28 protein-coding genes are annotated in these 26602 nt (G+C 59.6%); 19 read left to right on the forward strand and 9 right to left on the reverse strand.

Annotation, left to right across the window (positions count from 1 at the left end):
- Positions 1-118: 118 nt before the first annotated feature.
- The 6 genes from accD to H559_RS0100825 all read left to right on the forward strand — a co-directional run bounded on the left by accD (position 119) and on the right by H559_RS0100825 (position 6433).
- Positions 119-985, forward strand: a complete 867-nt coding sequence (gene accD, locus H559_RS0100800) for an acetyl-CoA carboxylase, carboxyltransferase subunit beta (protein ID WP_028451106.1) — start codon at positions 119-121, stop codon at positions 983-985.
- Positions 985-2259: a bifunctional tetrahydrofolate synthase/dihydrofolate synthase gene (folC, locus tag H559_RS0100805; protein ID WP_028451107.1), complete on the forward strand. Its 1275-nt coding sequence runs from the start codon at positions 985-987 to the stop codon at positions 2257-2259. Before accD ends, folC begins: the two co-directional genes overlap by 1 nt.
- A 2-nt stretch (positions 2260-2261) precedes the next feature.
- Positions 2262-3014, forward strand: coding sequence for an SPOR domain-containing protein (locus tag H559_RS18260; RefSeq protein WP_034639238.1), 753 nt, complete (start codon positions 2262-2264; stop codon positions 3012-3014).
- A gap of 8 nt (positions 3015-3022) precedes the next feature.
- Positions 3023-3514: a CvpA family protein gene (locus H559_RS0100815; RefSeq protein WP_028451108.1), complete on the forward strand. Its 492-nt coding sequence runs from the start codon at positions 3023-3025 to the stop codon at positions 3512-3514.
- A gap of 79 nt (positions 3515-3593) precedes the next feature.
- Positions 3594-5129, forward strand: coding sequence for an amidophosphoribosyltransferase (purF, locus tag H559_RS0100820; RefSeq protein ID WP_028451109.1), 1536 nt, complete (start codon positions 3594-3596; stop codon positions 5127-5129).
- A gap of 125 nt (positions 5130-5254) precedes the next feature.
- Positions 5255-6433, forward strand: a complete 1179-nt coding sequence (locus tag H559_RS0100825) for an O-succinylhomoserine sulfhydrylase (protein WP_028451110.1) — start codon at positions 5255-5257, stop codon at positions 6431-6433.
- 49 nt (positions 6434-6482) lie between these two features.
- On the opposite strand, the gene H559_RS0100830 is transcribed toward H559_RS0100825, so the two are convergent.
- The 3 genes from H559_RS0100830 to H559_RS18265 form a co-directional block, all read right to left on the reverse strand.
- Positions 6483-7568: an ion channel gene (locus H559_RS0100830; protein ID WP_028451111.1), complete on the reverse strand. Its 1086-nt coding sequence runs from the start codon at positions 7566-7568 to the stop codon at positions 6483-6485.
- A 118-nt stretch (positions 7569-7686) separates the two neighbouring features.
- The gene (gene trpS, locus H559_RS0100835; protein WP_028451112.1) at positions 7687-8694 is read right to left on the reverse strand and encodes a tryptophan--tRNA ligase; all 1008 of its coding nucleotides are present in this window, start codon (positions 8692-8694) and stop codon (positions 7687-7689) included.
- Positions 8695-8949: 255 nt separating this feature from the next.
- Positions 8950-10581, reverse strand: a complete 1632-nt coding sequence (locus H559_RS18265) for a methyl-accepting chemotaxis protein (protein WP_051278785.1) — start codon at positions 10579-10581, stop codon at positions 8950-8952.
- A gap of 118 nt (positions 10582-10699) precedes the next feature.
- On the opposite strand from H559_RS18265, the gene purT reads away from it, so the two are divergent.
- Positions 10700-11917 carry a formate-dependent phosphoribosylglycinamide formyltransferase gene (gene purT, locus H559_RS0100845; RefSeq protein ID WP_034639240.1) on the forward strand — a complete coding sequence of 406 codons (1218 nt, stop codon included), beginning with the start codon at positions 10700-10702 and terminating at the stop codon, positions 11915-11917.
- Positions 11910-12302 carry a group II truncated hemoglobin gene (locus tag H559_RS0100850; protein WP_028451114.1) on the forward strand — a complete coding sequence of 131 codons (393 nt, stop codon included), beginning with the start codon at positions 11910-11912 and terminating at the stop codon, positions 12300-12302. The genes purT and H559_RS0100850 overlap by 8 nt, the downstream gene beginning before the upstream one ends.
- A gap of 65 nt (positions 12303-12367) precedes the next feature.
- Here the strand turns inward: H559_RS0100850 and trmL are convergent, their stop codons facing one another.
- Positions 12368-12832, reverse strand: coding sequence for a tRNA (uridine(34)/cytosine(34)/5-carboxymethylaminomethyluridine(34)-2'-O)-methyltransferase TrmL (gene trmL, locus H559_RS0100855; RefSeq protein ID WP_028451115.1), 465 nt, complete (start codon positions 12830-12832; stop codon positions 12368-12370).
- An 11-nt stretch (positions 12833-12843) separates the two neighbouring features.
- Between trmL and H559_RS22495 the strand changes: the two genes are divergently transcribed.
- Positions 12844-12984 carry a hypothetical protein gene (locus tag H559_RS22495; protein WP_155845240.1) on the forward strand — a complete coding sequence of 47 codons (141 nt, stop codon included), beginning with the start codon at positions 12844-12846 and terminating at the stop codon, positions 12982-12984.
- Positions 12985-13074: 90 nt separating this feature from the next.
- Entirely contained in the window at positions 13075-13926 is an 852-nt protein-coding gene (gene purU, locus H559_RS0100860) for a formyltetrahydrofolate deformylase (protein ID WP_028451116.1), read from the forward strand.
- Between the two features lie 70 nt (positions 13927-13996).
- Here purU and H559_RS0100865 read toward each other — a convergent pair whose 3' ends face one another.
- From H559_RS0100865 to hemH, 3 genes are all read right to left on the reverse strand, one after another.
- Complete coding sequence (locus H559_RS0100865; RefSeq protein WP_028451117.1) at positions 13997-15400, reverse strand: sensor histidine kinase; 1404 nt, start codon at positions 15398-15400, stop codon at positions 13997-13999.
- Positions 15387-16085 carry a response regulator transcription factor gene (locus H559_RS0100870; protein WP_028451118.1) on the reverse strand — a complete coding sequence of 233 codons (699 nt, stop codon included), beginning with the start codon at positions 16083-16085 and terminating at the stop codon, positions 15387-15389. Before H559_RS0100870 ends, H559_RS0100865 begins: the two co-directional genes overlap by 14 nt.
- A 67-nt stretch (positions 16086-16152) precedes the next feature.
- Positions 16153-17259: a ferrochelatase gene (hemH, locus tag H559_RS0100875; RefSeq protein WP_028451119.1), complete on the reverse strand. Its 1107-nt coding sequence runs from the start codon at positions 17257-17259 to the stop codon at positions 16153-16155.
- Positions 17260-17285: 26 nt separating this feature from the next.
- Between hemH and H559_RS23280 the strand changes: the two genes are divergently transcribed.
- On the forward strand, positions 17286-17414 hold the full coding sequence (locus H559_RS23280; protein ID WP_281171337.1) for a hypothetical protein: 129 nt from the start codon (positions 17286-17288) through the stop codon (positions 17412-17414).
- A gap of 209 nt (positions 17415-17623) precedes the next feature.
- The gene (locus H559_RS0100885) at positions 17624-17854 is read left to right on the forward strand and encodes a hypothetical protein (protein WP_028451120.1); all 231 of its coding nucleotides are present in this window, start codon (positions 17624-17626) and stop codon (positions 17852-17854) included.
- A 72-nt stretch (positions 17855-17926) separates the two neighbouring features.
- Here H559_RS0100885 and guaB read toward each other — a convergent pair whose 3' ends face one another.
- On the reverse strand, positions 17927-19396 hold the full coding sequence (gene guaB / locus H559_RS0100890) for an IMP dehydrogenase (RefSeq protein ID WP_028451121.1): 1470 nt from the start codon (positions 19394-19396) through the stop codon (positions 17927-17929).
- 155 nt (positions 19397-19551) lie between these two features.
- Between guaB and H559_RS0100895 the strand changes: the two genes are divergently transcribed.
- Both H559_RS0100895 and H559_RS0100900 read left to right on the forward strand, forming a co-directional pair.
- Positions 19552-20043, forward strand: a complete 492-nt coding sequence (locus H559_RS0100895; RefSeq protein WP_051278786.1) for a disulfide bond formation protein B — start codon at positions 19552-19554, stop codon at positions 20041-20043.
- Position 20044: 1 nt separating this feature from the next.
- Entirely contained in the window at positions 20045-20980 is a 936-nt protein-coding gene (locus tag H559_RS0100900; protein WP_028451123.1) for a hydrogen peroxide-inducible genes activator, read from the forward strand.
- 105 nt (positions 20981-21085) lie between these two features.
- On the opposite strand, the gene H559_RS21210 is transcribed toward H559_RS0100900, so the two are convergent.
- Positions 21086-21850: an SPOR domain-containing protein gene (locus H559_RS21210; protein ID WP_028451124.1), complete on the reverse strand. Its 765-nt coding sequence runs from the start codon at positions 21848-21850 to the stop codon at positions 21086-21088.
- A gap of 188 nt (positions 21851-22038) precedes the next feature.
- Here H559_RS21210 and ndk point away from each other — a divergent pair, with 188 nt between their 5' ends.
- The 5 genes from ndk to ispG are packed head-to-tail and all read left to right on the forward strand — an operon-like array spanning position 22039 to position 26578.
- Positions 22039-22467, forward strand: a complete 429-nt coding sequence (gene ndk / locus H559_RS0100910) for a nucleoside-diphosphate kinase (RefSeq protein WP_028451125.1) — start codon at positions 22039-22041, stop codon at positions 22465-22467.
- A gap of 26 nt (positions 22468-22493) precedes the next feature.
- Positions 22494-23630, forward strand: a complete 1137-nt coding sequence (gene rlmN, locus H559_RS0100915; protein ID WP_028451126.1) for a dual-specificity RNA methyltransferase RlmN — start codon at positions 22494-22496, stop codon at positions 23628-23630.
- The gene (pilW, locus tag H559_RS0100920; protein WP_081412802.1) at positions 23630-24391 is read left to right on the forward strand and encodes a type IV pilus biogenesis/stability protein PilW; all 762 of its coding nucleotides are present in this window, start codon (positions 23630-23632) and stop codon (positions 24389-24391) included. The genes rlmN and pilW overlap by 1 nt, the downstream gene beginning before the upstream one ends.
- Complete coding sequence (locus tag H559_RS0100925; protein WP_081412803.1) at positions 24388-25287, forward strand: RodZ domain-containing protein; 900 nt, start codon at positions 24388-24390, stop codon at positions 25285-25287. Before pilW ends, H559_RS0100925 begins: the two co-directional genes overlap by 4 nt.
- 16 nt (positions 25288-25303) lie before the next feature.
- Complete coding sequence (ispG, locus tag H559_RS0100930) at positions 25304-26578, forward strand: flavodoxin-dependent (E)-4-hydroxy-3-methylbut-2-enyl-diphosphate synthase (RefSeq protein ID WP_028451129.1); 1275 nt, start codon at positions 25304-25306, stop codon at positions 26576-26578.
- The last annotated feature ends 24 nt before the right edge of the window (positions 26579-26602 follow it).

Genomic DNA, 26602 nt, shown 5'->3' on the forward strand with positions numbered 1-26602 from the left:
CGTCGAAAAGAAGTTGCTGATTATTTAATTGCCTGACGTGCTCCGGGCTTTGCCCGGTATTGGGATATGTCGCGAGACAGCTTGCTTCAAGCGCGTCCGGGCAGTACAGGAGATATCTATGAGCTGGTTGCAAAAACTGCTTCCGCCGAAAATCAAGAGCCGCAATAACGGCAGCAAATCCGGCGTTCCCGAGGGTTTGTGGAGCAAGTGCAACGCCTGCAGCGCGGTGCTTTATCGCACCGACCTGGAAAACAATCTGGATGTCTGCCCGAAGTGTGGCTACCACACGCCGGTGCCGGCGCGCCGCCGTCTCGACATCCTGCTGGATGCCGAAGGCCGTTTTGAAATCGGCGCTGAAGTTCGTCCTGTGGATATTCTCAAGTTCAAGGACAGCAAGCGCTATCCGGATCGCCTGAGCGCTGCGCAGGACGATACCGGTGAAGACGATGCGCTGGTCGTCATGCAGGGCGCGATCATGAATGTGCCCTGCGTGGTTGCCGCTTTCGAGTTCAAATTCATCGGTGGCTCGATGGGCTCGGTGGTGGGCGAGCGTTTCGTGCGCGGCGTCAAGACTGCCCTTGATAACAACTTGCCATTCATCTGCGTGGCAGCCTCCGGCGGTGCACGCATGCAGGAAGGGCTGAACTCGCTGATGCAGATGGCCAAGACGAGCGCCATCCTGACGAAACTGTCCGAGCAGCGCCTGCCGTTCATTTCCGTCCTGACCGATCCGACCATGGGTGGCGTTTCCGCCTCGTTTGCCTTCCTGGGTGATGTGGTGATCGGCGAACCCGGCGCGCTGATCGGCTTTGCCGGCCCGCGCGTGATCGAGCAGACCGTGCGCGAAACGCTGCCGGAAGGTTTCCAGCGCTCCGAATTCCTGTTGCAGAAGGGCGCCATTGACATGATCGTCGATCGCCGCGAAATGCGCCGCAAGCTGGCCGACCTGCTGACCTTGCTCACCAAGCAGGCTGCGGTGAGCTGATGCAGGCGGGCGCCGCACTGGCTGACTGGCTGGCCTATCTGGAAGGACTGCACCCGAAAAGTATCGACATGGGGCTGGCGCGCGTTGCGGCGGTGCGTGACCGGCTCGGGTTGCGGCCAGCCTGTCCGGTGCTGGTAGTCGGTGGCACCAATGGCAAGGGCTCGGTCTGTGCGATGCTTTCTGCCATCCTGCACGCGGCGGGTTACCGGGTAGGGACGTATACCTCACCCCACCTGCTGCATTACAACGAGCGGGTGATGCTGGACATGCAGCCGGTAGCGGATGCACTGCTGGTTCAGGCGTTCGAGCAGATCGAGGCGGTGCGCGGCGATACCTCGCTGACCTATTTCGAATTCGGCACTCTGGCTGCCGTATCCATTTTCCAGGACGCTGCCGTCGATGTGATGGTGCTTGAAGTCGGGCTGGGAGGGCGGCTGGATGCCGTCAATTTGTTCGATGCCGATGTGGCTGCTGTCGTCAGCATCGGCCTTGATCACGAGGCATACCTGGGAAGCACGCGCGAAGCGGTGGCGACTGAAAAGGCAGGCATTTTCCGAGCCGACCGGCCCGTCTTCTGTGCCGATACCGATCCGCCGCAAACCCTGCTGGACAAGGCTGGCGAAATCGGCTGCGATCTCAGGCTGCTTGGTCGTGACTATGGCTTTGTCCGTAATGGCGAAGGGCAGCAATGGTCATGGTGGGGTGCAGATGGCACTCGCCGCCATGCCTTGCCACTACCCGCTTTGCGCGGGGCGTACCAGCTTGGCAATGCAGCGCTGGCGATTGCCATGCTTGATGCCCTGAAAGACCGTCTGGCGGTTCCGCTGGGGGCCATCAAGCGCGGCCTGCTCGAAGTCGAATGGCCAGCACGTTGCCAGGTATTGCCCGGCAGGCCAGTCACCGTGCTGGATGTGGCGCATAACCCCCATGCGGCTAAAGTACTGCGAGCCAGTCTTGAGCAGATGGGGTTTCATCCGTGTACCCATGCCGTGTTCGGCATGATGCAGGACAAGGATATTGCCGGCGTGCTCGATGAACTGGCCGGCCTGGTTGATGTCTGGCATCTGGCCAGCCCGGCCTTGCCGCGTGCCGCGCAGACCAGCGAGCTCGACCGCCTGATCGCAGTGCGCATGCCGCAGGCTTTGTGCCATGCCTATCCCGACGTGGCTGCGGCCTATCGTGCCGCCTGTGAGCAGGCCAATGAAGCTGATAGAATCCTTGTTTTCGGATCCTTCTATACCGTGGCAGAAGTTCTTGCTGCACGGGAAGCATGAGCATGCCCCAACAGAATATTCCTGAAGAGCTGCAGCAATTGCGCAAACGTGCACGTCGCCGCCTGATCGGCGCGCTGGCACTGGTTGTTTTTTCGCTGTGCGTACTCTGGACTGCGCTCGATAGCCAGCCCCCCGCCAGCATGCAGACCAATCAGCAGGTGGAAGTCATCTCCAGTGCTCCGGTTCTGGCGCCGCCGGCTGTGCAAAGCAGCGCAGCGCAGGCCAGTACGCCGGAGCTGGCCGATGCCAGCATGCCCGATCAGGCTGCTCAGGAGGGCGGTGTACCCCTTCCCGAAGTGACTCCCGCCAGCATGGCCAGTGACGCACTGCGCGGTCGCCTGATCAATGTACAGCAACCCGAGGCATCCACCACCCCGGTGCCCAAGCCTGCTGCGACGCCAAAACCGAAGCCATCACCGCGCCCGACACCGAAACCAACCGTCAAGCCGACAACCGATCCGCAGCGGATTCTGGATGGCCTTGATGATCCTTCCGGACAGCCGCCCCGTAGTGATGCGCCGAAGACGAAATATCTGATCCAGGTCGGCGCCTACGCCGATGCCGAAAAGGCGGCGCAGATCATCGCCAAAATGAAGGCGGCAGGGCTGCCCGTGGTATCCGACAAGGTTGAAACGCGCGAGAAGGGGACGCTTACCCGCGTTCGCCTCGGGCCTACTACGAATGAGTCGCAGGCCAAGGACTGGGTAAGCAAGCTGCATGCGCTGGGTCTGGACGGGCATGTCGTCACCAAATAGGGCGAGCAATGACGCTGTTTGATTACACGGTTCTGGTAATCATCGGGCTTTCAATTCTGCTTTCCGTCATGCGGGGTCTGGTCCCAGAGCTGCTGGCACTGCTGGCGTGGGTACTCGCTTTCTGGCTGTCGTGCACCTATGCGGATGAACTGAGCACCTATGTGCCAGCGGCGGTGCCCAATCAGGCCCTGCGCTATCTGGCTGCGTTCGTGGTGATTTTTTTCATGACCTGGGTCATGTCGGCGATCCTGCGGATCACCCTGAACGCTTTTCTGAAAGCAAGCGGACTGAAGGTGATGGATCGCGTGCTGGGGGCCGGTTTCGGTCTGATTCGCGGTTATCTTTTCGTCATGATGCTGGTGATTCTGGCCGGGCTGACCACTCTGCCCAAGCAGGAGATGTGGCGAAACGCCATGTTCAGTTCGCTGTTTGAAGAAAGTGTGCATCAGGTGCGCCCGTGGCTGCCCGACATGCTGAACCAGAATCTGCAATTTGAATAATGTTGGGCCTTGGCCGTTTTCTTGCGGCGGAGTGCTTGCTGTTTTGTTGGCTTAATCGAGTTTGAGGGGACTTTCATCCATGTGTGGCATCGTCGGCGTCGTGGCCAAAACACCGGTAAACCAGTTGTTGTATGATGGCCTGCTCATGCTCCAGCACCGTGGTCAGGATGCCGCCGGCATCGTGACTGCCGAAGGCCAGACCCTGCACATGCACAAGGGCCAGGGGCTGGTGCGCGATGTCTTCCGCACCCGCAACATGCGCTCGCTGCTGGGCAATGCCGGCATCGGCCATGTGCGCTATCCGACTGCCGGTTCGGCTTCGAGCCTGGCAGAAGCACAGCCCTTCTATGTGAACAGCCCCTTTGGCATCGTGCTGGCACATAACGGCAACCTGACCAACGACAAGCAGCTCAAGGACGAGATGTACCGCACCGATCTGCGGCACATCAACACCAATTCCGATTCCGAAGCGCTGCTGAATGTGTTTGCGCACGAATTGTCACGTCGCGTGCAGGGCCCGCATCTGGATGTGGCGACTATTTTCGACGCTGTAGCTGCCGTGCATCGCCGTGTGAAGGGTGCTTATGCCGTTGTGGCGCTGATCGCCGGTTTTGGTCTGGTGGCGTTTCGCGACCCGCATGGCATTCGTCCGCTCTCGCTCGGCCGGCACGAGACCGCCCAGGGCCCCGAGTATGTCGTTGCTTCCGAATCCGTCGTGCTTGATACGCTGGGTTTCCATTTCGAGCGTGATGTGGCGCCGGGTGAAGCCCTGTTCATTTCCTTCGAAGGCCAGCTGCACAGCAAGCAGTGTCATCCGAATCCGCAGCTGGTGCCGTGCATTTTCGAGCATGTCTATTTCGCCCGTCCGGATACCGTGATCGATGGCATTTCCGTGCATGAAGCCCGCCTGAAAATGGGTGAGCAACTGGCTGAAAAAGTGCGTTCGATGGTTCCGGCGCTCGATATCGACGTCGTGATCCCGATTCCGGATACCAGCCGCGATTCCGCCATGGAGCTGGCGCTGGCGCTTGGCAAGCCCTATCGCGAAGGCTTTATGAAGAACCGCTACATCGGGCGTACCTTCATCATGCCGGGTCAGGCCAGCCGCAAGAAATCGGTGCGCCAGAAGCTGAACCCGATTGCCGTCGAATTCCGTGGCAAGAACGTGCTGCTGGTGGATGATTCCATCGTGCGTGGCACCACATCCAAGGAAATCGTGCAGATGGTGCGTGATTGTGGCGCGAAGAAGGTGTACCTCGCTTCTGCTGCGCCGCCGGTGAAATACCCGCATGTCTACGGTATCGATATGCCAACCCGCGCGGAGCTGATTGCTACCGGGCGTACTGCCGAACAGATTGCCGTCGAAATTTCTGCCGATGCCGTCATTTATCAGGAACTCTCCGCGCTGATCCAGGCCTGCAGCGATGCCAGCGGCGGGCGGATTACCAAGTTCGAGACATCCTGTTTTGATGGCAAGTACATTACCGGTGATGTGACCGACGCCTATCTGGACGAACTGGAAAACAAGCGCCTTTCGCCCTTGTCTACCAAGGCTGACGGGGATAGTCGCATTCTCGACATGAACATTGGCATTGCCGAACAGAACCTGATGTAGCAACCAGCTCTGCTGCCAACCTTGTTACCACTGCAGTAAGCCATGGCCAGTCAATAATGGGCGCAGGCCGATATTAAAAACAAGTAAACGGGGGCGACAGCCCCCGTTGCCGTCTGGAGACACGCATGAATTTCGATGAGTTTGACGATCTGCATCCCGATACGCTGGCCGTGCGCGTCGGCACGCTGCGCAGCGAATTTGGCGAGCATTCCGACGCGATGTACCTGACCTCAAGTTTCTGTGTCGGCAGCGCCGAAGAAGCGTCGCTCAAGTTTACCAACCAGATGCCGGGTTACATCTACTCGCGCTTCAGCAACCCGACCGTTACCGCGTTCGAGCAGCGCCTTGCTGCACTGGAAGGCGGCGAGGCTGCCATTGCCACGGCCAGCGGGATGGCTGCCATCCTGTCGCTGGGCATGGCACATCTGAAAGCCGGCGATCATGTGGTGGCGTCCAGCGGGCTTTTCGGCGCCACCATCCAGCTGTTCAATACCTATTTCAGCAAATTCGGTGTTGAAGTCAGCTATGCGGCACCGACCGATACGGCGGCCTGGGCTGCTGCCGTGCGGCCGAATACGAAACTCTTTTTCCTCGAAACCCCCAGTAATCCGCTCACCGACGTGGCCGATATCGCCGCCATCGCGGCGATTGCGCATGAGCATGCCGCGCTGCTGGTGGTCGACAACTGCTTCTGCACGCCGATTTTGCAGCAGCCACTGAAGCTGGGCGCCGATCTGGTCGTGCATTCGGGTACCAAATACCTGGACGGGCAGGGACGAGTGCTGGGGGGGGCGGTGGTTGGCCGCAAGGAGCTGGTTGATCCGGTCTATCTGTTCCTGCGTACTGCCGGCCCGAGTCTGTCGCCGTTCAATGCCTGGGTGATGCTCAAGGGCCTGGAAACCCTGCCGCTGCGCATGCGCGCGCACTGCGATAACGCGCTGAAACTGGCGCAGTGGCTGGAAACCCAGCCGCAGATCGAGCGTGTGTATTACCCCGGCCTGCCGTCGCACCCGCAGTTCGAGCTGGCTGCGCGCCAGCAGAACGGTGGTGGCGGCATCGTGTCCTTTGAAGTCAAGGGGGGCAAGGAGGCGGCCTGGAAGCTGGTTGATGCGGTAAAACTGATGAGCCGGACCGCCAACCTTGGCGATACGCGAACGACGATCACGCATCCGGCCACGACCACGCATGGCCGGGTGTCACCGGAAGCACGTGCCGCAGCCGGCATCCGCGACGGGCTGATCCGTATTTCGGTCGGGCTGGAACATGTTGGCGACCTGATCGCCGATCTGCAGCAGGGGCTGTAAATGCAGATGGGTATAAGACTGTAGCCCTTTTCTTGAAAGGGTTGTGGTCTTATACCCTATTTTTGTTGGCTAGCAGGCCAGCAATTTCATGCTTGCGGGCCGACCCTTTGTCATCCATGACCACGAAGAGTGCGCGCACTGCCAGCGTTTTGCCGAGCGGATTGATGGCAATCTGTCCATCGCCTGTTTCTGCTGCCAGTGCCGTGCCGATTTCCGCCTCGGCCAGCGTGACCAGAATATCGCGCCAGGCATAAGTGCCGGAAAGGTCGATGCGTTCGCATTCTTCGCCTTCGCTGGAGAACAGGCCTTCCAGCACAACCTCCGAGCCCGGTGCCAGTACCGCGCGAGCAATGGCTTCAGGGTAACCGTGCATCACGCGCACCACGGCGCTGGCGCCGAAGCGTTTCATGCGCTCCCGGTTCGGCTCCTTCACGCACTCGGCCACGATCAGCCCCTGCATGCCCTGACTGCGCAGACGGTCAATCGCATCCAGCGCATAGGAGTCGGAATCGGCGCTGGTGCTGTTGGCTGCGACCAGAATCACGGCGTGGGCATTGCCGGCGCCGGCGGCAGTCAGGTTGCTCTGGCTGGTGCCGCAGCCGTTGATCCAGCGTACCTTGCGGTCGACCAGTTCGGTGGGAAACTGCTCGAATTGCTGGCTGAGGACCACGATGGGGCGCATCTGCCAGTCGCGATGGCGGCGCAGTTCATCAATCAGCCGCTCCAGATAGCGCACCGGATTGTTGGCTGGCGCGCCGATGATGACAACGTGATCCTTCATGGTGTGATAACTCCATTTGCCGTGCAGCCGGCGCTGGAAATGAGCGGAAAGCAGCTGGAAAAATTCGCCGACCAGATTGGCCAGAATGAAAATCGAACCGCCGTACAGCAGGATGATGGTGCACCAGCGGCCGGCATCGGTCTTGGGGAACAGGTCGCCATAGCCGACGGTGACCACCGTGGTGAGCGTCAGCCAGAGCGCGTCAAACCAGCGCAGCTTTTCCAGGTAATGAATCAGGATCACGTGCGTGATCAGCAGGGTAAGCAGCCAGAGCGCCCAGAACAATACGCGCTGCGGCAGGCGCTGTTGCTGCAGCAGGCGGGTGCAGCGCTGCAGCCAGAGTGCAAACGGCATGCCGGTGTCCTTTGATGGAATGTGCCCAGTATAAGCACAAGCCGGCCATGCCGCGATAAGTGAAGGTATATTCCCATAGCCCTTTATATGAAATGGCTACAGTGATATACCTTGGTGTCTAGAAGTAGAACATGCCCATTGCCTTCTTGACCTGGAAGAGCGTCAGCGCGGCGACTTCGCGGGCGCGGCTGGAGCCGGCCATCAGCAGCGAGAGAATCTGGTCCGGGTCGCGTGCCAACTCGTTGCGGCGGGTGCGGATCGGTTCGAGCAGTTCCAGCAGCACGTTTTCCAGATACGCCTTGACGACCGCATCGGCCAGGCCGCCACGCTGGTAGTGTTCCTTGAATTCGGCGACTTGCTGCTGGTCCGTGGCAAAGGCGTCAAGGAAGGTGAACACCACATTGCCTTCGATATTGCCCGGATCTTCTGCCCGCAGGTGCTGCGGATCGGTAAACATCTTGCGCACAGCCAGGCGGATTTCATCGGGCGAGGCGGAGAGCGAAAGGTGGTTGCCCAGCGCGCGGCTCATCTTGCTGCTGCCATCGATGCCGGGCAGGCGCGCCACCTTGCCAACTTCGGCCTTGCACTCGCGCAGGATGTCGCTGCCGACCATGCGATTGAAGCGGCGCACGATTTCATTGGTCTGCTCGATCATCGGCAGCTGATCTTCGCCGACGGGCACCAGTGTGCCTTTCAGTGCGGTAATGTCGGCCGCCTGGCTGACGGGATAGCTGAGGAAACCGGCGGCAATGTCACGCTCCATGCCTTTCTGGCGGATTTCGTTTTTCACCGTCGGGTTGCGCTCAAGACGTGCGACAGAAACGAGATTCATGAAGTAGAACGACAGCTCGGCGAGCTCCGGCACCATGGACTGGATCAGGAAGGTGGATTGCTTCGGATCGAGGCCGACGGCCAGATAGTCAAGAGCGACATCGACCACACTCTGGCGTACGCGGCTGTAATCGCCCTGGTGGTCGGCGAGCGCCTGTGTGTCGGCCAGCAGCAGGAATTGGCGGTATTGTCCCTGCAGGCGCAGGCGGTTCTGCAGCGAGCCGGCGAGGTGGCCCAGATGCAGCGGGCCAGTGGTGCGGTCGCCAGTGACGACAATGATTTCCTGGTCAGACATGGACTTCTCCTGGTCTATGCCGCCGGATCATTGGAATGGAAGGTTTGGGTACAAAAAAACCTGCCGCCAGATCCGGCGGCAGGTTCGTGTGTGCGGTTGAAGCGCAACGCGTCCCGGTGCCGCCTAATGGCGCCACCAGTAATAATATGCGAAAGCAGATGCGTTGAACGTAGTCATGGCTTCATCTTGCCCTGTGGTGCATTGCAGCGTCAAGTTAGGATTAGCTAGGGAAAGTACTTACATCAGGCCAGATGATCAGGTTTTGTACTGCTGAATGATGCCGTCCAGTTGCGAGGCGAGGCCGGTAAGTCGTTGCGAAAGTTCGTTGGTTGCACGTGCGGCCATATTGTTTTCTTCACTGGCCTGGGCAATGCGCTCAACATGGCGGGCGATGTCCTGGCTGGCCAGGCTCTGCTCCTTCAAAGCGCCGGCGATACTGCCAACATGCTGGACCGTGCTGCGTGCCATGGTTTCGATTTCGCCCAGTGCGGCAGCCACTTCCTGCGTGCTTTCCACTCCCTCGTCGACCCGGCCGCTGGCCTGTTCCATGCCCTGTGATGCTTCCGCTGTATCGAGCTGAACCGCACGGATTTTGGATGTGATTTCAACGGTGGCCTGGGTGGTGCGTTCGGCCAGTTTGCGCACTTCGTCGGCGACGACTGCGAAGCCACGACCCAGCTCGCCGGCGCGGGCGGCTTCGATTGCCGCATTCAGTGCCAGCAGATTGGTCTGGTCGGCAATGTCCTTGATCACCATGGCGATGCTGCCGATTTCGTCCGAGCGCTGATTGAGCTTGCCGATCAGATGGGTTGAATGGCCGATGGCTTCGGCAATCTGCAGGATCTGGTCTGCAGCGGCTTGCGCCCGGGCCGAGCCGTTGGCGGCTGTGCTGGCGACCGAGCGTGCATCACTTTCAAGCTGGTGCGAATTGTCGGTAATCAGGTGCACGCTCACGGCCAGCTCTTCAATGGCCGCTGCAGTGGAAGATGCCGCTTCGGCCTGTGCATTCGAGGCTGCACTGACCTGGGTGGCCGCGCTGGCAAGCTCCTGTGAAGCGCCGAAAAGCTGGGATGAGTTCTGCTTGGCGGCGCCGATGACCTTGCACATGCCGGCAAGCAAGCTATTCATGCTGCCCGAAGTGGCAGCAACTTCGTCATTGCCGCTTAGTGGCAGGCGCAGGCTGATTTGTCCGCTATTGTCGATTTCCGTGATGGTGGCCTGCATGGCATGCAGCGGACGGCGGATGCTGAGCGCGATGTAAACGGCTGCAAGGGAGGCGAGAGCGGTGGCAATCAGGCCGAGTACCAGCAGTGTCATTGTGCTGGATTGCTTGATGGCATCGACCTGATCGTCAATTCCTTCGGCGGCCTTGATGGCTTCCTCAGTCAGGGCCCCGGTATCTTCACCTACCTTGCGTACTGCGTCCTTATATTTGGCTACCGCCGCGTTTCCATCTGCAGGCGTCAGCAATTTGCCGGCCACAATGTCGGCGTGCACGCTGCGCATGCCTTGGGCGTAATCGTTCAGTGCGCTTTCGAGCTGCTTCAGGCGGGTTTGCTGATCAGGGTTTGCAGCGGCATGGGCGTTTTTGAGCGCCTCGCTGGCCTTGGCCAGGGTTGAGTCCCATTTCGCCTTGTATTCACTGACCTTGGCCGGGTCGGCGATATTGAGCAGCAGATCCTTTTCATAACGCCGCAGATTGCCGACTTCATTACGGGCGTCTTCCAGTTCGAGGCTATAGCGCAGCGTGTGATGCAGCAGATCACTGGTGACCTGATGCATTTGCCGCTGGGAATAAAGGCCTGCCGTACCCATCAGGACCAGAAAAAACAGCATGATCGAAAATCCGATGGCAATGCGCTTGGCAATACTGAACTGGTTTAGCATGATTTCTCCGGCTGGTGACGCAGCATTGCGTGGATTATAGGTATTGCTTTCCACTATGGATACTGGTGCTGCTGTTAGAATTCGGGCATCGAAATCGCTTTATATACAGGAGTTGATCATGCGCATCGGAACACCTCTGAGCCATTCGGCAGTCAAGGTCATGCTGCTGGGCTGCGGCGAGCTGGGCAAGGAAGTCATCATTGCCCTGCAGCGGCTGGGTGTTGAAGTCATCGGGGTGGATCGCTATGCCAATGCGCCGGGCATGCAGGTCGCGCATCGCAGCCACGTGATCGACATGAGCGATGCCAAGGCCTTGCGCGCACTGGTTGAACAGGAACGCCCGCAGCTGATCGTGCCGGAAATCGAGGCCATTGCCACCGAAGAACTGGTGCGCATCGAGGCCGATGGTCTGGCCACCGTCATTCCAACTGCCCGCGCGACGCAGCTGACGATGAATCGCGAAGGCATACGCCGCCTGGCAGCGGAAGAGCTCGGGCTGCCCACCTCGGCCTACCGTTTTGCCGATTCGCTGGCAGACGTGCAGGCGGCGGTGGCTGAGATTGGCTTCCCCTGCCTGATCAAGCCGGTCATGTCGTCGTCCGGCAAGGGGCAGTCGCTGCTGCGGGAAGAGGCCGACGTGGCACCGGCCTGGGATTACGCGCTGGCGGGCAGCCGGGTGAATCACGGTCGCGTGATCGTCGAGGGCTTTGTCGACTTTGATTATGAAATCACGCTGCTGACCGTGCGTTCGCTGGGCGGCAACGGGCAGATCGTCACCTCATTCTGCGCGCCGGTTGGCCATGTGCAGGTGAAGGGTGATTATGTGGAGAGCTGGCAGCCGCAGCTGATGAGCCCGGTCGCGCTCGAGCGGGCCGAAGAGATTGCCGGCAAGGTCACGGCAGCGCTGGGCGGGCGCGGACTGTTCGGTGTCGAGCTGTTTGTGAAGGGGGATCAGGTGTGGTTCTCGGAAGTCAGCCCGCGTCCGCATGATACCGGCCTCGTCACCCTGATGAGCCAGCGCTACTCCGAATTCGAGCTGCATGCCCGCGCCATTCTTGGGCTGCCGGTGGATGTCGAGCAGCGCGAGGCGGCAGCCAGTGCCGTGATCTATGGCGGCGTGGATGCGGCCGGAATCGCCTTTGATGGCGTGGCTGCCGCGCTGGCTGTGCCGCGCGCCGATCTGCGCCTGTTTGGCAAGCCGGAATCGTTCACGCGCCGTCGCATGGGCGTGGCACTCGCGGCCGGCCCGGATACCGATACGGCCCGCGAGCGTGCGCGCCACGCTGCGAGTCTGGTGCAGCCCGTTGCTGTGGCAAAAGGGGCCGGCCATGAGTGAGGCGTCAGGCTTGAGCCCCTATGAATTGCTGGGCGGCGAAGCGGTATTGCGCCAGCTGGTCGACCGTTTCTACGACATCATGGCCAGTGATCCGCGTGCTGCCGGCATCCAGGCGATGCACGCCGCCGATACCACACTGATCCGCCAGAAGCTGTTCGAGTTCCTTTCGGGCTGGCTGGGTGGCCCCGAGCTATTCATCCAGAAATACGGCCACCCGCGCCTGCGTGCGCGGCATCTGCCCTTTGCCATCGGTGAAGAAGAGCGTGACCAGTGGCTGATCTGCATGTATCAGGCCATGGCGGAAATTCCGATGGAAGAGGGCTTGCGCAGCCATCTGGAGGAGGCCTTCTTCCGGACGGCCGATTTCATGCGCAATCAGGAATAGTGCGGGTATTGCCCTGTGGCCATTTGGATTGAATGGCTACGGGCTTATGCTGTTGTGGGTATATCTCAGAGGCCGCCGGCAAAACCCTGCTGGCGCCAAGCCTCGTAAACGATGACAGCGACTGCGTTCGAGAGGTTCAGGCTGCGGTTGTCCGGGCGCATCGGCAGGCGGATGCGCTGCTCGCCGCTGAGCTTCTCCAGCATCTCGTCGGGCAGGCCGCGTGTTTCCGGCCCGAACAGCAGCACGTCACCCGCGCGGTATGTCACCGTGTCATAACGCACGGCACCCTTGGTGGTGGCGGCAAAAATCCGCCGCCCGGCCAGTGCAGCCAGGCAGCTTTCCCAGTCCTCATGCACCTGCATGTCGGCATACTCGTGATAATCGAGGCCGGCGCGACGCATTTTGGCATCATCCAGCGGAAAGCCGAGCGGTTTGACCAGATGCAGGCGCACACCGGTGTTGGCGCTCAGTCGGATGATATTGCCGGTATTGGGTGGGATTTCAGGCTGGTACAAGACAATATCGAACATGGCGGTGATGAATGGACTGGTTGAAAATGCGCCACGCCATGTTCTCCAGCCGGGACGGCAAGGCAGCGGCATGGCGTGCGGACGCGATTATGGGCTGCCCGGAGCCATCCTTCAATGTGTGTCCTGACTGGCTGGCAAAATCCGGTGCTTGATGGCGCGCAGTTTCGGGTTACTCCGCATCGCCCTGGCATGCGGCTGCTGTTAGAATTGCTGCATCGCAATCCTTTGCCCTGCCAGTGCCAATGAATACTGCTACTCTTCTGATCAGCTGCCCGGACCGCAAGGGCCTTTCTGCCGCAATCGCCAATTTTCTGTATACCTATAACGCCAACATCATTCATGTCGACCAGCACCAGGACACGACCGAAAACCTGTTCCTGATGCGCGTGGAATGGGATCTGACCGATTTCACGCTGGACATGGATGCATTCACACCGGCTTTTGCCCCGATTGCCGATCGTTTCCACATGGAATGGAAGGTCGCGCTGTCATCGCGCCGCCAGCGCGTTGCCATTTTCGTTTCGAAGTACGACCACTGTTTTGTCGACCTGCTGCACCGCTATCGCAGCGGCGAACTGCCATGCGAAATTCCGCTGATCATTTCCAATCACCCGGATTGCGAGGCTCTGGCACGCTTCTACGGCATTCCTTTCCATGTGATCCCGGTGACCAAGGACAACAAGGCCGAAGCCGAAGCACAGCAAAAGGCACTGCTGGCCGAGAACAATATCGATCTCATCGTACTGGCGCGCTACATGCAGGTACTCAGTCATGATTTTACCGCAGCCTATCCGCAGCGCGTGATCAATATCCATCACAGTTTCCTGCCGGCATTCGACGGCGCGAAGCCCTATCACCGTGCGTTTGCCCGTGGCGTGAAGCTGATCGGTGCGACCAGCCATTATGTAACCGAGGTGCTGGATGATGGCCCGATCATCGAGCAGGATGTCATCCGCATCAGCCATCGTGAAGATGTCGAATCGCTGATCCAGAAAGGCCGTGATCTTGAACGCGTCGTGCTGTCGCGTGCCGTGCGCTGGCACCTGGAGAACCGAGTGCTGGTCTACTCGAACAAGACCGTCATCTTTGCTTGATCGTTAGTAGGGCAGACAATGAAAAACGCCGCACTGATGCGGCGTTTTTCATTGTGGCGTGGGCTGCTGGTCAATCATCGTGATCACGGCCCTTGCCGTGCGGCAGGCTGACCAGCACGATCAGGCCATGCGGTTCGGCGTCTTTCAGTTCGACCGTGCCGCCGTGCCGCTCGGCAATTTCCCTCACGATGGCCATGCCGAGACCGCAGCCGTTGCCGGTCTGCTCGCGGCGATAGAAACGCTCGAAGACGCGCTCCTTGTCGGCGTCGGGAATGCCGGGGCCGTCATCTTCGACGGCAATCCGGTAGAAGGTGTCGTCCTCGCTCAGGCGTACGGTGATGCAGCCATTGCGCGGAATGTACTTGATGGCGTTGTCGACCAAATTGATGAAGAGCTCGCGCAGCAGCGCCGAATTGCCTTCGATGCAGGCTTCGCTGACCATGATTTCGCACCCCAGATCGACACCAGCTGCCAGCGCGCGTGGCACGGATTCGGCGGTAATGTCACGCAGCATCCGCGTCAGATCCATGTGGACTTTCGGTAGGCCCGTCTGGCTGCCCGGCTCGGAACGTGCCAGCGTGAGCAACTGGTTTACCAGGTGAATGCTGCGGGTGGCACTGGTGTGCACCATGCTGAGCCTTTCGCGCAGAACTTCGGGGGATGTTTCGCGCATGGCCAGCTCGGTCTGCGACTTCAGGCCGGCGAGCGGGGTACGCAACTGGTGTGCCGCATCGGCGATGAAGCGGCGCTGCCGCCCGATGCTGGCTTCGGTGGTTGATAGCAGCTGATTCAGTGAATCGGCAAGCTGGCTGACTTCCGCCGGTGCGCTGGCCAGCTGGATGGGAGAAAGATCCTGTGCCTTGCGACCGGCGAGCAGCGCCTGCAATTGTGCGAGTGGACGCAAGCCGGTGCCGATTCCCCACCAGACCAGGAAGGATGTGGCCAGCATCAGGATTGCGAGTGGCAGGGCGATCGACAGGATGATCTGCTGCGAGAGATTATTGCGATAGTCGGCTTTCTGCGCCGTCTGGAAGACGAGCCAGGGCTGGTTGCTGCCGGGGGGGGATATTTTCATCATGGCAATCCGTATCGAATTGCCATTCAGATTCGCATTGTAAAGCGCCGGTTCAGACGATGATTTGCTGATGCCTGCGCTTGGCAGAGGCAGTTCGATATTGCTCAACAGGACGTGGCCGGCTGGGTCGCGGATCGTGTAATAGATCGCCCCTTCCTGAGTGCCGTCCAGCACATTGCTTGCCGTCGCGGGAAGCGCCACCTGCACGCCGGCTGGCGTGCTGGTTATTACCAGTGAGAGCGCACGCCCGATCTGGAGCAGGTTGCCATCGATGATGGTATTGGCATAATGCAGCGCCACCGCATACGAGAGGGCAGCGCCGACCAGCCAGAATACAAGTTGAGGCACCAGCAGCCACCGCAGTAGCTGCTGTTTCAGTGTGCTGTTATTGTGCGGCATCCGTTACGCCGGGTTGCTGCTTTTCCAGCAAATAGCCCAAGCCGCGAATGGTGCGGATGACCACGCCACACGGTTCCAGCTTTTTACGCAGGCGGTGAACGTAGACTTCGATCGCGTTCAGGCCGACTTCGGCATTTTCGTTGCCGAGCTCGCTGACGATCTGCTCTTTGGTCACGACGCGGTCGATGTTCGACATCAGGATTTCCAGAACAGTCAGCTCGCGTGCGGAGAGATCAAGCGGCGTATCGTTGCACCAGGCACGCTGGCCAGCGCGGTCAAGGCGCAGGTTTCCGAGCTGCTGAACCGATTGCGGCAGGATCTGGCTACGGCGCAGGAGTGCACGCAGGCGGGCTTCCAGTTCGGCAAATTCGAAAGGCTTGGGCAGATAATCATCGGCTCCGGCATCAAGACCGGCGACGCGGTCTTCCAGTCCGTCCAGCGCAGTCAGCAGCAGGATGGGCATGGAGGGCTTGTGCTGGCGCACGTTGCGCAGTACGGTCAGGCCATCCATATTGGGCAGGCCGATATCCAGCACCACGACATCGTAATCGTTGTGCAGCAAAATCTGCATTGCCAGAGCGCCGTCATTGACACAATCAACCTGGAAATCAGCTTGCGACAGGCTGGTTTTCAGCGCGTCGGCAAGAATCAGGTCATCTTCAGCAAGAAAGAGGCGTGTAGCCATGCGAATACTCCGTTTGTAAGTCTAAACTTACCGCTGAGTGTAGCGTTTATTTCGCCATTCCCCAAGTTTATTTTGGGGCGCCCATTGCTTTGGCGAGCAAAAGTCGCTGTTCTGAAAGGTTTTTTGTAATTTCGGTAGATTTACCGTTTGTCAGCCAGCCTGAAAGCTCGGCTTCAAGCATCATGCCAAGGGCATTTATCCACTCTGGCGAGTCATTCAGGCAGGGTATGAAGCGGTATTCAGAGCCGCCCGAGCTCAGATAGGTTTCCTTGCCTTCCATGGCAATTTCTTCCAGTGTCTCCAGGCAGTCGGCTACAAAGCCTGGGCAAATGACATCCAGTTTACCGGCGTCCCGCTTGCTCAGCGTTTCCAGCATCGTGGCCGTATAGGGTTTGAGCCATTCCGCCTTGCCGAAGCGCGACTGGAATGCCACGGTCCAGCGATCCGCCGGTAGTCCGAGTTCTTCCGCCAGCAGCCGCCCCGTTTTCATGCAATGGCAATGATAGGGGTCGCCCTTGTCCAGGGTGTAGCGTGGCACGCCATGGAAGCTCATCAGCAAATGGTCGCCGCGTCCGTTCTCTTGCCAGTGCTTGCGTACTTGTGCAGCCAATGCACGGATGTAACCCGGGTCATCATGGAAGCTGCGCACAGTACGCAGAGCGGGCTGGTTGCGCAGGCTGGCGAAGACGCGACCGACTTCATCAATGACCGTCGCGGTCGTGCTGGCCGAGTACTGGGGGTAGAGTGGCACGGTCAGAATGCGCTCGCAGCCAGCAGCTTTCAGTTGGGCAATACCCTCGCTGATCGAAGGCTGCCCATAGCGCATGGCGTGACAGACCCTGAGTGTGTCGCCGTGCCGTTCGCCAAGCCAGCCCTTGAGCAGTTTGGCCTGCTTTTCAGTCCAGATGGCCAGTGGCGACCCTTCCTTTTCCCAGATGGCCGCATATTTCAGGGCGGTTTTGCCGGGTCGGAAGGGCAGGATGAAGCCGTGCAGAATCGGCAGCCAGATCAGGCGGGGAATTTCTACGACTCTTGGGTCGGAGAGAAACTGTTTCAGCCAGGGGCGGATTGCCTTGGCGGTAGGGGCCGCCGGGGTGCCAAGATTGACCAGCAGGATGCCGGTGCGGCTGGCCTGGTCATGGCGAAATTCGGGTTCTTTGGCAAAGCGCGGCATCGGGTGATCTGCATTCTGGAATGGCAATGCAGTGGAAGGTCGTGATGCGCGGCCATTTTTCAAGTGCAGTCGGAACAATCTTGCGCGCCACCGTTGATAAATGGCACCTTTCAGGCCGTTCCGACAAGTGGTTGTTCGAGGGTATCAGCCTGTAACCCTTTTATATAAATGACTGTACTGATATACCTGCATTTATGTAAGACTTGTACGTTCTGTCGTGCTTGTTGCGAGTGCTTGCTTACTTTCTCTGTTTGCCGTGCGTCTGAAATTCGAAATATTCATTCGGCAGAATGCATACGATGTCATGTGAAAAGGCCGATACAGGCGTGAATTCCGCAAGCTTTTCTTTAAAAGCGAGGTGATCATGAACCCCAAGTTGCTTGAAACCAGTGAACTTGTGCTGCTTGACCAGCAGGCCGATGAAATGCTGAAAAAGACTGCACCGCAATCAGTGCTTTATCAGTTGACGGATCGTCTGCGGCTGTATCTACAGCTGGAAATGATCCGGCGCGGCATTTTTACGCGCAAGATGCTGCGCCTGCGCGCGGCCCTGGCGGGGAATGGTGTTGCCGGGGGACGGAAGGTCCTCAATTAGGCCGGCTCTGGAGCAGACAGCAAAAAGCCGGGGTAAACCCCGGCTTTTTGCTGTCTGCCTGCGAACCGCAGCTTATTCCATACGGTAGTTCGGTGCTTCCTTGGTGATCTGCACGTCGTGAACGTGTGATTCGCGGATGCCGGCCGAGGTGATTTCAACAAATTCGGCCTTTGCATGCATCTCGGCGATGGTCGCGCAGCCCAGGTAGCCCATCGACGAGCGAATGCCGCCAACCAACTGGTGCACGATGGCTGTCATCGGGCCCTTGTAGGCAACACGGCCTTCGATGCCTTCCGGAACCAGCTTGTCGGCATCGGCCGTCTTGTCCTGGAAGTAGCGATCGGACGAGCCGTTGGCACCGGACATGGCTCCCAGCGAGCCCATGCCGCGGTAGCTCTTGTAGCTGCGACCCTGATACAGCTCGACTTCGCCTGGTGCTTCTTCGGTGCCGGCAAAAAGACCGCCGAGCATCACGCAATGCGCACCGGCTGCAAGTGCTTTGGCGATGTCGCCGGAGTAGCGGATTCCGCCATCGGCGATCAGCGGAACACCAGTGTCTGCCAGTGCCTTGGCGACGTTGGCAACGGCGGTGATTTGCGGAACGCCAACACCGGCAACGATACGCGTGGTGCAGATCGAGCCAGGGCCGATGCCGACCTTGACGCCGTCGGCGCCGGAATCAACGAGGGCGAGTGCGGCAGCGGCGGTAGCGATATTGCCGCCGATGACCTGCACCTGCGGGAAGTTCTTTTTCACCCAGTTGACGCGATCCAGTACGCCCTGGCTGTGACCGTGGGCGGTATCGACCACGATCACGTCAACACCGGCTTCGGCCAGCAATTCGACGCGTTCTTCGGTGCCGGCGCCGACGCCGACGGCTGCGCCGCAGCGCAGGCGGCCCTGTTCGTCCTTGGCAGCAAACGGGTGTTCGCTGGTCTTGATGATGTCCTTGACGGTTATCAGGCCCTTCAGGCGGAAGGCATCATCAACCACCAGTACGCGCTCGAGGCGGTTTTCATGCATCAGGCGGCGGGCTTCGTCGATGCTGGCGCCTTCGCGCACGGTCACCAGACGCTCGCGCGGGGTCATGATGTTGGCGACCGATTCGTCCAGGCGCGATTCGAAGCGCAGGTCACGGTTGGTGACGATGCCGGCAACGGTACCGGTGGCGTCGATGACTGGCAGGCCGGAAATCTTGTGCTGGCGGGTGAGTTGCAGTACGTCGCGCACGAGCATGTTCGGCGCAATGGTGACCGGATCTTTCACGATGCCGGATTCGTAGCGCTTGACCTTCGACACTTCGAAAGCCTGAGCCTTGGGGTTCATGTTCTTGTGCACGATCCCCATGCCGCCTTCCTGTGCAATGGCAATGGCCAGCCGTGCTTCGGTCACGGTGTCCATGGCAGCAGAGATCAGCGGGAGATTGATGCGGATGTCGCGCGTGAGCTGGGTCGACAGATTGACGTCGCGCGGCAGGATGTTGGAGTGGGCTGGAACGAGCAGAACGTCGTCGAAAGTGAGGGCTTTCTGGATGACACGCATTTGGACGAATCCTTGGACGCAAAGCCGCATTATACAGAAATGTGCTGTGTTGAACCATATGCCATGCGCAGACGGAACGGCTGCGGGATTTTCCGGTCGGGCGCTGCTAGAATCGCGGCTTCTGTTCCAACACGATTGAATCAAGGATGCGTCTCATGATGCGCTGGCGTCTCGGTTTTCTGGCGGTTTTCCTGTTCTGCGCGGCGAGCATCGCTTTTGCCCTCTACCAGCAATATTACGAATTCAAGGATCCGTGTCCGCTCTGCCTGTTCCAGCGAGTGGCGATCATGGCCTGCGGTGCGGTTGCCTTGCTGGCGGCCGTCCTGCCCTTGCCGCGCTGGAGCCGTTTCTGGCCGGCAGTGCTTTCCGTGGTTGCGCTGGTGGGGCTGTCAATTTCGCTCCGGCAGGTGCATCTGCAGTATTTCGTGGATCCGACCTCTCTGCCCAGTTGCGGTGCCGGCCTTGGTTTCCTGTTTGACACCCAGCCCTGGATGCAGGTGTTCAAGTCGGTACTGTCCGGGCATGGCGAGTGTGCCAGCAAGGATGAAGTGTTCGGACTGAGCCTGGCCATCTGGGCAGGGCTGGGCTTTGTTGCCATTGCCGCTTCGGGCTGGCTGATTCGCGCCTGGCAGGCAAGGCGGGGTTGATATGACGCTTACCGAATTGCGCTATATCGTTGCGGTGGCGCGCGAGCGCCATTTCGGGCGTGCGGCGGCAAGCTGCTTCGTGTCGCAGCCCACGCTCTCGGTTGCGGTCAAGAAGCTCGAGGATGAGCTGGGGGTGACGCTCTTCGAGCGTTCGGCCGGTGATGTGACGCTGACACCGATCGGGGAGCGCATTGTCGGGCAGGCGCAGACCGTGCTGGAAGAGGTGCAGCTCATCAAGCAGCTGGCCGAACAGGGCAAGGATCCGCTGGCTGGCAGTTTGCGGGTGGGGATCATCTACACGATCAGTCCCTATCTGCTGCCTTACCTGATTCCCGCCCTGCGCTTGAAGGCGCCGCAGATGCAGATGCTGCTGGAGGAGAATTACACGTCGCGGCTGGCGGAAATGCTCAAGCAGGGCGAAATCGATGTCGCGATTCTCGCCGAGCCCTTCAGCGAGCCCGGAGTGGCGACCCAGATCGTTTACGAAGAGCCGTTTGTGGTGGCAACGCCGAAGGGACATCCGTGGGAAGAGTTGGCGGCCATCGAGTCCGAGCAGCTGGCTGATGAAAATGTGCTGCTGCTGTCTCCCGGCAACTGTTTCCGCGATCATGTCTTGCAGACGTGCCCCGATCTGAACCGGGAAAGTCTGGCTTCCGGCAGTTTGCAGCGGACACTGCAAGGTAGTTCGCTGACTACAATCCGGCATATGGTGGCGGGTGGCGTGGGTGTGACTGTTTTGCCGGCTACGTCGGTGACCGAGGCGGATGAGCATCTGCTGGCGATCCGGCCTTTTGTGCCGCCGGTGCCAACACGCCGTGTGATGCTGGCGTGGCGGCGGAATTTCCCCCGTGCGGCCGCAATCGAAGCGTTGCGGCAGGCTGTGCTCATCTCGGGCTTGCCGACGGTGAGTTTTCTGCCGGACGAGCCGGTAATCTGAGCTGGCCCGATGAGCAAAAAAGGACTCCGGATGGAGTCCTTTTTTATGGGTATTGCCATGAAGCCCTTTGTTTTAAATGGTTCAGTCATGGTACTTGCATGAGTATCATTGTGTGCGGACAACCGGGTCGATGCCCATGCTCCTGAGTTTCCTGATGGCTGCATCGGCTTCGGCCTTGTTGCGGAAAGGGCCGATCTGCACGCGGGTTTCCAGATAGGCCGGGATGCCGGCGCGCTGCAACTGGTCCAGCAGTTTCTCGGCTTTCGCCGCGTGCAGGAAAACACCGGCCTGCACGGTATAACTGCCTTTGCGTTCGGATACGCTGAAAGGTGTGCTTGCTGCGGTGGGCGTGGCGGAGGTGGCAGCCGGTGCGGCGGAGAGTGCGGGAGTTGCGTCCGGTGTGGGTAGGGGTATGGTCTGGGGCGGTCGGGTCGCTGCCTTGCCGGTCGGGGCGGGTGCCGGGCCAGCCTTGCCGGTGCTGTTTGCCGCCGGAGTGGGGTGGGGCGTGTTCGTTGCTCTCGGGGTAATCGCTGGCTGCTGGCTGCTGGTTGGCAGTGGTGTGCCGGTGCTGATCGCGGTGGGGACGCTGGCCTGTACGGCACTGGCTGTGCTTGCTTCCGCGGTAGCTGTGCTACTTGCTTCAATCGGAGTGGGTGCCGGGGTTGGTGTGGCGATCGGGGGCGCGATGCGTGGTGTTCCCGGTGTCGGTGTCGTGGCCGCCGATGATCGGGTCTGCTGCTGCTCCAGCCAGATGATGCCGCCGAGGGCGCCGCCGAGAACAAGGGCTGCGATGCCAAGTCGCCAGAAAAGCTGCGCACGCAGTTTGCGCTGTTCTTCCTGCTGGAAAATGGGGTCGAGAGGGTCGCTCATATGCCGGGATGGAGGGGATTTGTTATATACTGTGCGGCTATTCGCAATGCGTGTGCCATGACAGTGCGTGTCTTTACGTTGCTATCAGGCCGGTGAAGGCTTCGAGTTTGGCCCAGAACCAATCCGATGCCCATGTCCGACGCAGGCGTATCAGTTTATAACAACCGTGAAAGAAATGGAGATATCACATGGCCATCGAACGTACGATTTCCATCGTCAAGCCCGATGCAGTTGCCAAGAATGTCATTGGCAAGATCTATGACCGCTTTGAGTCCGCCGGGCTGAAGGTCGTTGCGGCCAAAATGAAGCTGCTGTCCCGTGCTGAAGCCGAGGGTTTCTACGCCGTGCACAAGGAGCGCCCCTTCTTCAATGATCTGGTGACCTTCATGACTTCCGGCCCGGTTATGATCCAGGTGCTGGAAGGTGAAAATGCCGTGCTCAAGAATCGCGAACTGATGGGTGCTACCGATCCGAAAAAGGCAGATGCCGGTACGATCCGTGCTGATTTTGCCGCTTCGATCGATGCGAACGCTGTGCATGGTTCGGATAGCCTGGAAAATGCGGCAATCGAAATTGCGTACTTCTTCGCGTCCAGCGAAGTGTACGCTGGCCGCTAAACCGGTCGAATGCGGGAGGAATGGTGATGGCGGTCAATCTGCTGGATTATGACGCGGCCGGCATGCTGGCGCTGATGGCCGAATTCGGCGAAAAACCGTTTCGTGGCAAGCAATTGCTGAAATGGGTGCACCAGCATGGCGAAAGTGATTTCGCCGCGATGACTGACATTGCCAAAACCTTCCGTGAAAAGTTGCACGCCGGTGCCTGTGTCAAGGCTCCGGCGATGCTGGCCGAGCAGGTTGCCAGTGATGGTACGCATAAATGGCTGCTTGATGTTGGTGTCGGTAACGGGGTCGAGACCGTGTTCATTCCCGAGGATGACCGTGGCACGCTCTGCATTTCGAGTCAGGTGGGGTGCGCGCTCGAGTGCACGTTCTGCTCGACAGCCCGGCAGGGGTTCAATCGCAACCTCTCTACCGGTGAAATCATAGGCCAGCTGTGGTGGGCTAACCGCCGCCTCTCGAATGAAACCGCCCGCATCGGCGAAGTGACGAACGCGGATTCCCGCATCGTTTCCAATGTTGTCCTAATGGGCATGGGTGAGCCGCTCGCCAACTACGATAATGTGGTGCGTGCGCTACGCCTGATGCTCGATGACAACGCCTATGGCCTGTCCCGGCGTCGTGTCACGCTTTCCACGTCCGGTCTGGTGCCGGCAATGGACCGGCTGCGCGATGATTGCCCGGTAGCCCTGGCTGTGAGTCTGCATGCGTCCAATGACCGTATTCGCGACGAAATTGTACCGATCAACCGCAAATATCCGATCAAAGAGCTTCTTGCAGCGTGTAACCGCTACCTTGACAAGGCGCCGCGTGACTTCGTGACTTTCGAGTACATCATGCTCGAAGGCGTGAACGATCAGCCCGAGCATGCACGTGAATTGCTCGACATAGCCCGGCAGGTATCCTGCAAGTTCAACCTGATTCCGTTCAACCCCTTCCCAAATTCGGGCTACAACCGTTCGTCGCGCGATGCTATCCTCCGATTCCGGGACGTGCTTGCTGACGGTGGCAATGTGGTCACCGTGCGGAAAACGCGCGGCGATGACATTGATGCCGCCTGTGGGCAGCTCGCAGGGCAGGTAAAGGACAAAACCAGACGTGTTGCACGTCTGTCCGAAAGCCAGCAGGTGGTGTTTCACAAACGGGGGCACGAAAGCTGATGCATAGATTACTGGCAATGATGGTGGGGCTCGCGCTGCTGGCCGGGCAGGCACTTGCTGCGGGCAGTGACGCGCCAACCTATACCAGCGAAGATCGCGCGCGTATCCGGACCGAGCTGGCGGCAGAGTACTATCGCCGCGCGCAGTATCCGATCGCAATCGAAGAGGCCAAGAAAGCGCTGGCGGCCAGTCCGAATGCTCCGACCCCATACCTGATCATTGCCCTGTCCTATGCCGAGTTGTCTGATGATGCAATGGCAAGGGGATATTTCCAGCAGGCTCTGAATCTTGCCCCGGCCGATCCTGACGTCAATCACAATTTTGGGCAGTACCTGTGCTCGCGCGGTGATTATGAGGGCGGTCTTGCCAGGCTGCAGCAGGTGTTCAGCAATACCGTCTATGCAGCTATCGACAACAGTTACATTGTTGCTGGCGATTGTGCCAGCAAGGCCGGTGATACGGAGCGTGCAATCGGCTATCTGCGCCTTGCCCTGCAGTATCGCCCCGGCAATGCTCTGGCTCGCTTGCGCCTGGCCAATATCTACCTGCGGCAGGGACAGTTGCCGGATGCGCGTGACGCTTATAACGCGCTGAATCGCCTGATCAAGACGCCGACTTCCGACATGCTCTGGCTGGGTGTGCGGCTCGAGCGCAAGGCCGGCAATCGTGCGGCTGAAAAGAAATTGTCTGACCAATTGTTGAGTCTGTACCCGGAAAGCAGGGAAGCGGGCTATCTGAAAGCGGGGCAGTTCGAGCAATGAGTTTGACCGAGGAAAATGCAGCAGTAACAACACCCGCTCCTTCGCCTGGTGCAGCTTTGCGCATTGCCCGCGAATTGCGGGGATGGTCGGTGGAGCAGGTCGCTGGGCAGCTAAAGCTGTCGGTAGGCCAGATCACGGCGCTGGAAGCTGACGCCTTTGATAGTCTGCCCGGCAACACCTTTGTGCGCGGGTTCGTGCGCAACTATGCCCGCCTGCTGGGGCTGGATGTGCAGCTGCTGCAGGACCAGCTTGCCCTCCTGCTGCCGCCTGAGCGGCCGCAGGCTGCGCTGCCGCGATTGCCGCAAGAAGACGGGCCATCATTTGCGGCAGGTGCTTCGGCGCCACGCTCCCTGCTCGGTATCCTTGCGGCCGTTGCGGGGCTGATGCTGGGGGCTGTGCTGGTATTCTGGTACATGCAGCAGCCATCCAGTCCGGAGGTCGACGCGCCGGAGGCCTCCGTGCCGCTTGGCAATCTGGTGGCTGTTGCTTCGGATGCCAGTGTGGTTGCTGCTATCGACGCTTCCGTACCGCAGGTTGTTGCCTCGCCCGCATCATCGTTCGCTCTTGCGTCGCGGCCGATTGGCGTTGCCAGCGAGCCCGTCATCGTGATTTCACCGGCAAGCCTGCCGGGTGCCATTGGTGCCAGCGTTCCGCTTGGGCATGGAGATCTCGTCATTTCCGCGCAGTCGGACAGCTGGGTGCAGGTGCTTGATGCCGATGGCAACAAGCTGTATTCGGGGCTGCTGAAACCCGGTGCGGAGCAGGTGCTGGGCGGCAAGCTCCCTTATTCGCTCAAGATCGGCAATGCGCCCAATACCCGGGTAATATTCCGCGGCAAGCAGATTGATCTGGCCTCGTCGACCCGTGCCGAAGTGGCTACCTTTGAACTGAAATAACAATAACGACACGACAATGACTTTTGCAATTCCCCGCCGCAAAACCCGGCAAGTCCAGATCGGCCATGTCTGGGTTGGCAGTGACCATCCGGTCATGATCCAGTCCATGACCAATACCGACACGGCGGACGCCGAAGGAACCGCCCGGCAGATATTCGAACTGTGGCGTGCCGGCTCCGAAGTCGTGCGCATCACGGTCAACAGTGCCGAGGCTGCGGCAGCCGTGCCGGTCATCTGGGAAAAACTCGACAACTGGGGTTGCCGGGTTCCGCTGGTCGGTGATTTTCATTTCAACGGCGACCGGCTGCTGCGTGATTACCCGGAATGTGCACAGATTCTGGCGAAGTACCGGATCAATCCGGGCAATGTCGGCAAGGGCAGCAAGCGCGACGAGAAATTCGCCTTCATGGTCGAGAAGGCCATTGAATATCGCAAGGCTGTGCGTATCGGTGTGAACTGGGGGTCGCTGGATCAGGCGATTGCCGCGCGCATGATGGATGAAAACAGCAGGCTTTCCCAGCCTTTGCCCGCGGATGCCGTGATGCGCGAGGCGCTGATCGTCTCGGCACTGGAGTCGGCCGAACAGGCGCAGAGCTGGGGCTTGTCGGCCGACCAGATACTGCTGTCATGCAAGGTCTCGCATGTGCAGGATCTGGTGGCTGTTTACCGTGATCTGGCTGCGCGCTGCGATTACCCGCTGCATCTTGGTTTGACCGAAGCTGGAATGGGGTCAAAAGGCATTGTTGCTTCCTCTGCTGCGCTCGCGATTCTGCTGCAGGAAGGGATCGGTGATACCATCCGCATCTCGCTGACGCCCGAACCGGGTGGTGATCGCACCAAGGAGGTGGTCGTTGCGCAGGAGTTGCTGCAGACCATGGGTTTGCGCTCCTTTGTACCGCTGGTTACGGCCTGCCCTGGTTGCGGACGTACCACATCGACGGTATTCCAGGAGCTGGCGCAGGATATCCAGAGTTTCCTGCGCGTGCAGATGCCGATCTGGCGTAATGAATACCCCGGCGTTGAAGACATGAAGGTCGCCGTCATGGGGTGTGTTGTCAATGGCCCGGGTGAATCGAAGCTCGCGGATATCGGCATTTCCCTGCCCGGCACTGGCGAGGTTCCGGTCTGTCCGGTTTACATCGATGGAGAAAAGGACGTCACGCTCAAGGGCGAGCGGGTAGCCGAAGAATTCCAGGCTATTGTCGAGAATTATGTGCGCACACGCTATGGCGAAGGTGGCAGCAAGCGGCGTGAAGTTGCTGCAAAAGTTATCCCGATTATTGGGGTATAGGTCTAGAGCTTTCTGATTTATTGG

Source organism: Chitinilyticum aquatile DSM 21506 (assembly GCF_000430805.1).
GTDB lineage: Bacteria > Pseudomonadota > Gammaproteobacteria > Burkholderiales > Chitinibacteraceae > Chitinilyticum > Chitinilyticum aquatile.